This window comes from Mycetohabitans endofungorum (assembly GCF_002927045.1).
GTDB classification, from domain to species: domain Bacteria; phylum Pseudomonadota; class Gammaproteobacteria; order Burkholderiales; family Burkholderiaceae; genus Mycetohabitans; species Mycetohabitans endofungorum.
This window is the reverse complement of sequence record NZ_PRDW01000066.1, coordinates 1-1,291: the sequence shown is the minus strand read 5'-3', so window position 1 is coordinate 1,291 and position 1,291 is coordinate 1. Positions and strand designations below refer to the sequence as shown.

The 1,291-nt window shown below is 62.7% G+C and carries 1 protein-coding gene; it reads right to left on the bottom strand.

Going from position 1 to position 1,291, the window contains the following annotated elements:
- Positions 1 to 1,269: class I SAM-dependent methyltransferase (locus tag B0O95_RS15190; protein ID WP_233203458.1), on the bottom strand; the 1,269-nt coding region annotated here is incomplete at its 3' end.
- Positions 1,270 to 1,291: the final 22 nt, after the last annotated feature.

The following is a 1,291-nucleotide window of genomic DNA, read 5'->3' as shown; positions in this document are numbered from 1 at the left end:
CGTTTGCTCCTGCGGCGTGCGCGGCGCGCGGTAGTGCGCCGACGCAAAGTCGGGCGCAGGCAACGCACGGCGGTCCAGCTTGCCATTGGGCGTGAGCGGCAGTGCATCGAGTAAGATCACCGCCGCAGGCACCATATACTCGGGGAGCTGCGTTGCCGCATAGCGGCGAATGTCCGCCAGCTGATCGAAGTTGGCCGGATTGTTTGCGTAGAAACTCAACGGCTGCTTGTCGCTGCCCCGCGGCGGCAAATACACATCGCTTGGCGTAGCTTGCGCTGCTTCGCTAGCCGGCACAAACACAATATCCATCGAGGCTTGTGCATCATGCTCCGACCACGTCACACCGACCCAATAACCCAGTGACTCGCCCAACGCGTCAAACGCCTCAGGCGCCAGCCCTATCTCCTGGGCGCTACCCGTTTGAAGCTGCCGCTGAACCTGAGCCAAATCGCAGCCGTCTTTCAGCGCCTGCATCGCCTCCACTTCCAACGCCAAGCGCGCATTCGGTACACCCGTCACGCGTAGCTGAGCCGGACGCTCACCCGCCAGATGCGCGCGCAGCGCATCAAGCTCCAGCACATCCCGGCCCCAGCGCAGCTGCGGCGCCTGCGACAGCGACAGCGCCTTGACCGGCCCCTTGCGCAGCACCACCTCGTAGCGGTAGCGACTGAGCTCGTTGTCGTAGTCACCTCGCTTGAGCTGGATATCGACTGCCCCTATCGTGTCGATCGTGTGCGGCAGCGCGCTAAAGAAAGCCGGGGCAAGCAGTAGCTCCTTCTCCGCCAGCAACGCTTGCTCGATCCGACGACGCAAGCTAGCCAGATCGGTTGAAGCATCCGCTTGATGCAATTGCACCGCACTGGCAAAGCAGTTGAGCAAACTGTAGTTGCGTATATCGCCCAGGAAGAGGGCGCCGCCCGGCACAAGCAGGTCCATCACCTGACGCAGCACATCGAGCAGATACTGGGCATTGGGGAAGTACTGCGCGACCGAGTTGATCACAATCGTGTCGAAGTAGCCCGACGGCAAGCCCTCGGTGACATGCGCCGCTTGCGTGCGTAACTGCACCCGCTCAGCCCAGTCCGGCTGCTGCGTCAATTGCGCACGCAGTGCCTCGATCGTCGCAGCGGAGAAATCCGTGCCCCAATACGCTTCACAGTGCGGCGCCACCTGCGCAAGCAGCAAACCGCTGCCTACGCCGAGTTCAAGCACCCGCCGTGGCTTGAGCGCTAGAATGCGCGCAACAGCCGCCGCGCGCCATGCTTGCATATCCGTCAGCGGAATCGGTTGA